The organism is Megasphaera intestinihominis (assembly GCF_040096415.1).
In the GTDB taxonomy this organism is placed as follows: domain Bacteria; phylum Bacillota; class Negativicutes; order Veillonellales; family Megasphaeraceae; genus Megasphaera; species Megasphaera intestinihominis.
Genome location: NZ_JBBMEU010000028.1, coordinates 22,188 through 28,709, shown reverse-complemented (window position 1 = coordinate 28,709; position 6,522 = coordinate 22,188). Strand labels below are relative to the sequence as shown.

Below are 6,522 nucleotides of genomic sequence, written 5' to 3'. Positions count from 1 at the left end.
AAAATCGATGGCAGCCGCGACGAAGATGACATCGACGACATCGCCGGTCAGGCCGTCGACCTGGGCAGTGTCCCCATCATCGTCATCCGCGCCGACCAGGGCGCCAAAGCCGACGAACTCGTCCAGAAGATGGAAAGCCGCTGGGACCTGGAAGCCAAGACCTTTGAACTGGCTGTCCCCGTCCAGACGAAAGAAGATATCCAGGCCCTGGAAGATGCAGCTAAAGCCTTCCACGAAGCCCATCACGACGCAACGGTCATCCCACATCCTATCGGCAAAATCGCCAAAGAAGCCATGCTCCAGGGCCAGACCTTCGGCGCGCCCCTGCTCTATACGACAGACGGTGAAGAAACGGAAACCCTGCCGACCAGCACGGCCATCCATAAACTGCTCCATCCGGAAGAATAATATAAAAAAGAGCTTGTCGCACGACGACAAGCTCTTTTAAGTTGTTAGTGGCTAGCAGTTAGTTGTTAGTGGATGGCTTTAAATTTAAAGTTTTTCTATGAAAACTACAAAATCTGTACTACAAACTATAAAGAGAAAGGGACATCGCATGATGGCATAGGCCTTCATGCGATGTCCCTTTTTAGCTGCAAACTATCTTTTACTGTAAATTCTTGGTCAACAGCTGGTTGACGACGCCGGGGTTGGCCCGGCCTTTTGTTTCTTTCATGATCTGGCCGACGAGGAAGCCGATGGCTTTCTTCTTGCCGGCTTTATAGTCGGCGACGGACTGCGGGTTGGCAGCGATGACTTTTTTGACCATGTCTTCCAGGGCACCTGTATCGGTGATCTGGACCAGACCCTGTTCTTTGACGACGACGTCGGCTGCTTTGCCGGACTTCCACATTTCCGGCAGGACTTTCTTGGCGATCTTGCCGGAGATGGTCCCTTTAGCGATGAGTTTCAAGAGGCCAGCCAGGTCAGCCGGTTTGACTGGCGAAGCGGAAATGTCGATGTTTTCTTCGTTCAGTTTCTTGGCGAATTCGCCGAGCATCCAGTTGGCTGCTTCTTTGGCATCGACGCCTTCTTTGACGACGGCTTCAAAGTAATCGGCTGTCTGTTTTTCCAGGGTCAGCAAGTTGGCGTCGTATTCGGACAAGCCCAATTCATCCTGGAAGCGCTGGCAGCGGGCATCGGGCATTTCCGGCAGTTCCTGGCGGACCTGTTCGATGTATTCCGGCGACACTTCGATAGGAATGAGGTCCGGTTCCGGGAAGTAACGGTAATCGCTGTCCCCTTCTTTGACGCGCTGGAGGATGGTAATGCCCTTGGCTTCATCCCAGCCGCGCGTAGCCTGCTGGATTGTACCGCCTTCGTCGAGGATCTGAGCCTGGCGGACGGCTTCGTATTCAATCCCCTTCTGGACGGCGCTGAAGGAGTTGATGTTCTTGATTTCCGTCTTGGTCCCCAATTTATCCGAACCGACGGGACGGACGGAGATATTGGCGTCACAGCGCATACTGCCTTCTTCGAGGCGGCAGTCGGAAACGCCGAGGTACTGCATGATGGAGCGCAGTTTTTCCAGATACGCTCTGGCTTCGGCACCGCTGCGCAGTTCCGGTTCGCCGACGATTTCCAGGAGCGGTACGCCCGTACGGTTATAGTCGACGCTGGTCGAATCAGAGTTGGCAATGCTGCCGCCGCTGTGGACGAGCTTGCCTGCGTCTTCTTCCATATGGATACGGGTCAAATGGATGCGGCGCTGTTTGCCGTCGACGTCGATATCGATGTAGCCACCTTTGCAAATCGGCAGGTCGAACTGGGACGTCTGGAAGTTCTTCGGCAAATCGGGATAGTAGTAGTTCTTGCGGTCGAATTTGCTGAACGGCAGGATGTCGCAATGCAGGGCCAGGCCGGCTTTGACGGCATAATGCAATACTTCTTTATTGAGTACGGGCAGGACGCCGGGCAGGCCTAAGCAGACCGGGCAGACGTGGGTATTCGGTTCGGCGCCGAATTCCGTGCTGCAGCCGCAGAAAATCTTGGTTTTCGTTTTTAATTCGACATGGACTTCCAAGCCGATAACGGATTCGTATTTCATTAAAGTTCAACCTCCCCCATGGGCGACGGCTTGCGAAGGTCCGTCCGATTCTGTTCAAACGTATAGGCCACGCGAAGCAGCGTTGCTTCGTCCATGGCCTTGCCGATGAGCTGCATGCCGATGGGCAGGCCGTTCTTATAGCCGCAGGGAATGCTGAGGCCCGGCAGGCCGGCCAGGTTCAACGTGACCGTGCAGACGTCGCCGAGGTACATAGCCAGCGGATTGTCGCTGTTCTGGCCGATTTTGAAGGCCGTATCCGGTGCCGTCGGCGTGAGCAGGACGTCGCATTTCTTCAGGGCTTCGTCGTAGTCCTGTTTGATCAGAGTACGGACCTTCATGGCCCGCAGATAATAAGCGTCGTAATAGCCCGAGCTGAGGACGTAGGTCCCGAGGAGGATACGGCGTTTGACTTCGTCGCCAAAGCCTTTCGTACGGGTCTTGATGTACATGTCGACGATATCCTTGCCGTCGACGCGCATGCCAAAGCCGACGCCGTCATAACGGGCCAGGTTGGAGCTGGCTTCGGCCGGCGCGATGATATAGTAAGCAGCGATGCCGTATTTCATGTGGGGCATGCTGACCGGTACGATTTCAGCACCGAGTTTCTTATACGTTTCGATAGCGTCTTCCAGGGCCTTGCGGCAGTCAGCATCGAGGCCTTCACCGAAGAATTCTTCCGGGACGCCGATTTTCATACCCTTGACGTCATTGACCAGGGCCTGTTTGTAATCTTTTTCAGCCTGGGGAATGGACGTCGAGTCCTTGGCATCGTGACCGGCGATGGCATTGAGGACGATGGCGCAGTCAGCTACGTCGTTGGTGAAAGTACCGATTTGGTCCAGAGACGACGCAAAGGCGATGAGGCCATAACGGGAAATGAGGCCGTATGTCGGTTTGAGGCCGACGACACCGCAGTACGAAGCCGGCTGACGGACGGATCCGCCTGTATCCGAACCGAGGGCCCAGACCGTTTCGCCCGAAGCGACAGCGGCAGCCGAACCGCCGGACGAACCACCGGGGACGCAATCGAGGTTCCACGGGTTATGAGTCAGCTGGAAAGCCGAGTTTTCTGTCGAACTGCCCATGGCGAATTCGTCCATATTGGTCTTGCCCAGGCTGACATAATCAGCAGCCATCAATTTTTCGATGACCGTCGCATTGTACGGCGATTTGAAATTTTCCAGCATCTTCGATGCACACGTAGCCTTCTGACCTTTGATGCAGATGTTGTCCTTGATGGCACCGGGAATCCCGGCGAGGTCACTGATGGCTTCACCGGCTGCGATTTTGGCATCGACAGCGGCAGCCGCTTCCAGGGCATAGTCGCGGTTATCCGATAAAAACGCCTGTACTTTCGGTTCTACTGTATCTTTATGTGCAAGAAAAGCCTTGGTCAATTCGACAGCCGATACGTCGCCGTTGACCAGTTTTTCATGCAGTTCATGGATGGTTAACATACATACGCCTCCCTGTTAATCCTGGATGACTTTCGGAACTTTGAAATAGCCATCAGCCTGTTCCGGCGCATTCTGAAGCGCTTTTTCATTGGCCAGTGACGGCTGGGGAACGTCGTCGCGCATGACGTTGGACATGGATACGGCATGGGCCGTCGGCTTGACATCGGTCACATCGACTTGGCTCAAGAGATCCATGTACGATAAAATGTCGTTCAGCTGTTTCCCGACCGTTTCCATCTGGTCTTCCTTGACTTCCAGGCGGGACAACAGTGCGATCTTCTTTATTTCTTCGGCACTGATTTTCATACTGACACTCCTTGCAGATATTTTTAGCGTGACAAATCGGAATCATTTGTCAAAATTCAACACATATATAATTTAATCACCTTTTGCCATATTTTGCAAGCCTCATCGCCTGTATGCGATACCGCAGGGGCCGTCCCAGAGCCTTTCTGCCCCATCCGATGCAGGACGATTGCCCGAACGGATAGCAGCGGCGGGCGGCCCGCTACGTGCTGAGGGCTTCCCCAAGCATCGTTGTTACTTTGAGTTTGTCGCGGCGGAATGCCGCATCTGAGTCCGAGGAAAAAGCCGTGGCTCGTGGCTCGTGGTTCGTGGCTCGTAAAAATCCACCATTATACCAGAATGGGCTATGATGGAATCTCACAGCGGGCTGCCCTGCGGGACGCCCAGAGGGCGTCCCACCTATTCTCTCGTCAGGCGGTAGATGAGGGCATTGCAGATGGCGGCGGCGATGGTGCTGCCCCCTTTTCGGCCTTTGGCGACGATGTAGGGAATGCCGGCTTCCATGATGACTTCTTTGGCATAGACGACGTTGACGAAACCGACAGGGACGCCGATGATCAGGGCCGGCCGCATCTTCCCGGCATCGATGAGTTCCCGCAGGCGCAGGAGGGCTGTCGGGGCATTGCCGACGGCGACGATGACCGGCCCTTCGAGGGCTGCGGCTTTATCCATGGAAGCCTGGGCCCGCGTCGTCCCCTGCGCTTTAGCAGCGGCAGCTACGTCTTCATCGGCCATGAAGCAGACTTTGCGGCAGCCCAGTTTTTTTAGACCCGGCTGGCTGATACCCATGCAGGCCATGTTGGTATCGGTCACGATGGTGCAGCCGCCTTTCAGGGCCGTCAAGGCCTGATCGACGGCGCCAGGGCTGAAACGCAGGTTGCGGACATAGTCAAAGTCGGCACTGGTGTGGACGACGCGCTTGATGATATCCTTTTCGTCTGGCGGCAGGATGATGTCGCCTAATTCGTCTTCAATGATTTCCATGCTGCGCCGTTCGATATCGGCTGGTAAAATGTGTTCAATTTTCATGAGTTCCTTCCTTTCGATGGATGCAGGCTGCGACGAAGCGGGCGGCCCAGTCCCTTTTCCCCAGGAAATGGATGTGGGGATAGCCGCCGATGAAGTGGTCGTTCGCCATGATGCAGGGCCAATGGCGCTGGCTCCCGGCCTTATAAGCCGTAAAATCATGGCCGTTGTCCGTGCTGTCTGAATAGTGGAATTCGTGGGCCGTCACGGTGTCGCCAGCGCAGCAGAGCAGATTGTCTTTTTCAGCCTTCAGGGTGACGTAACCGAAACGCTTCAGGGACGAGGTCATGAAGGTTTCGCCAGGTACGGCGCCGACCCAGGGCCACAGGCGGTCCTGGCTGTCGCGAAAGGCCTGATGGAGATACATGAATCCCCCACATTCGGCGATGCACGGCAGCCAGGCGTCCAAGGCACGGCGAAGGGATGCACGCATCGACGCGTTCTGGCTCAAGGCCTGGGCATACAGTTCGGGATAGCCGCCGCCGAGATAGAGACCGTCACAAGGCGGCAGTTCCCCGTCGTGGAGGGGACTGAAAAAGACCAGGTCCGCGCCGGCCTGCTGCAGGACCTGGAGGCTGTCTTCATAATAGAAACAGAAGGCTTCGTCCCGGGCGATGGCCAGGACGGCCCGGCCAGGATCGGGATGAAAGGCCGGACTGCCAGACCCGGTCAAAGGCGCTGCCTGGCGGGCACAAGCCAGGAGTTCATCAATGGCGATAGTCTTTTCGGCCTGGGCGGCCAAAGCGGCCATTTTCCCTTGGAGGTCAGTAATTTCATCGGCTGTGACCAGTCCCAGATGGCGGCTGGAAAAAGTGCAGTCCGGCATATCCGGGAAGCAGCCCAGGGCTTTCAGGCCCGATGCCTTTTCCCAGGCCCCTTTGAAATGCTCATAGACCATGGGCTTGATGCGGTTGACGATGAAGCCGACGACGTGGCTGTCAGCCCGGAAAGCAGCCATTCCCTGCAAGACGGCTGCCAGCGACAGGCCGGCACCGCGGCCGTCGACGACGAGGACGACCGGCGTATCTGTCGCTGCGGCCAATTCATAGGCGCTGGCCTCCGAACCCGTGCCGACGCCGTCGTAGTAGCCCATGGCCCCTTCCAAAATGGCTACATCAGCCGCAGCACCATGGCACAGCAGCGTCTCCCGGGCAGCTGCGGCGCCCGGCTCGTGGCGGCCGAGGAGAAAGAGGTCCAGATTATACGACGGCGTATCCAGGACCCGGCGGTGGAACATGGGGTCGATATAATCAGGACCACTCTTGAAAGCAGCCGGCGACAGGCCGCGGTCCTTGAGGGCCTGTAACAAAGCGCAGACCACCGTCGTCTTGCCGCTGCCGCTGCTGGGAGCTGCCAAAAGCAGCCGTGGAACCGGCGTTCCTTGTATAGATGAGGGCATGAGGATCTCCTTTCGTGAATGTAAAGTCGTTCATCGTAGGTCGTTCATCGTTCATCGAAAAAGCAAAGACCCCGGCAGGCCGCAGGTCACTTTGTAGGGGCCGTCCTAAGCCTTTTTGGCCCGTCAGGTGCCGACCAGCGAGAGGCGCAAGACGGTTGCCAAAACGGACAGCTGTGGCTAGGCGGCCCGCCTTCGCAGTTCGCAACAAGGCTCCCCTGAGAAGGGGAGCTGGCAGCATAGCCGACTGAGGAGTTCTTCCAGCAAAGGCCCCTTGCAAGGTGGCAGAA

Annotated in this window: 5 protein-coding genes and 1 pseudogene; 1 reads left to right on the top strand and 5 read right to left on the bottom strand. The window is 56.6% G+C overall.

Going from position 1 to position 6,522, the window contains the following annotated elements:
* Positions 1 to 408: pseudogene (locus WMO23_RS06110) on the top strand (type I 3-dehydroquinate dehydratase); the annotation flags it as partial.
* Between the two features lie 199 nt (positions 409 to 607).
* On the opposite strand, the gene gatB reads toward WMO23_RS06110, so the two are convergent.
* From gatB to WMO23_RS06085, 5 genes are all read right to left on the bottom strand, one after another.
* Positions 608 to 2,047 (bottom strand): Asp-tRNA(Asn)/Glu-tRNA(Gln) amidotransferase subunit GatB, encoded by a 1,440-nt coding sequence (gene gatB / locus WMO23_RS06105; protein WP_020309846.1) that lies wholly within the window; start codon positions 2,045 to 2,047, stop codon positions 608 to 610.
* A complete protein-coding gene (gene gatA / locus WMO23_RS06100) occupies positions 2,047 to 3,504 on the bottom strand; it encodes an Asp-tRNA(Asn)/Glu-tRNA(Gln) amidotransferase subunit GatA (protein WP_349173521.1) in 1,458 nt (485 codons plus the stop codon). The genes gatB and gatA overlap by 1 nt, the downstream gene beginning before the upstream one ends.
* 15 nt (positions 3,505 to 3,519) lie before the next feature.
* On the bottom strand, positions 3,520 to 3,810 hold the full coding sequence (gatC, locus tag WMO23_RS06095) for an Asp-tRNA(Asn)/Glu-tRNA(Gln) amidotransferase subunit GatC (protein WP_014016522.1): 291 nt from the start codon (positions 3,808 to 3,810) through the stop codon (positions 3,520 to 3,522).
* Positions 3,811 to 4,209: 399 nt separating this feature from the next.
* Complete coding sequence (locus WMO23_RS06090; RefSeq protein ID WP_020309848.1) at positions 4,210 to 4,839, bottom strand: precorrin-8X methylmutase; 630 nt, start codon at positions 4,837 to 4,839, stop codon at positions 4,210 to 4,212.
* On the bottom strand, positions 4,829 to 6,193 hold the full coding sequence (locus WMO23_RS06085) for a cobyrinic acid a,c-diamide synthase CobB (RefSeq protein ID WP_296820247.1): 1,365 nt from the start codon (positions 6,191 to 6,193) through the stop codon (positions 4,829 to 4,831). The genes WMO23_RS06090 and WMO23_RS06085 overlap by 11 nt, the downstream gene beginning before the upstream one ends.
* Positions 6,194 to 6,522: the final 329 nt, after the last annotated feature.

Coding starts and splice junctions, on each gene's coding strand:
- gatC (WP_014016522.1), bottom strand. CDS start 3,810: ATGAAAATCAGTGCCGAAGAAATAAAGAAGATCGCACTGTTGTCCCGC.
- WMO23_RS06090 (WP_020309848.1), bottom strand. CDS start 4,839: ATGAAAATTGAACACATTTTACCAGCCGATATCGAACGGCGCAGCATG.
- gatA (WP_349173521.1), bottom strand. CDS start 3,504: ATGTTAACCATCCATGAACTGCATGAAAAACTGGTCAACGGCGACGTA.
- gatB (WP_020309846.1), bottom strand. CDS start 2,047: ATGAAATACGAATCCGTTATCGGCTTGGAAGTCCATGTCGAATTAAAA.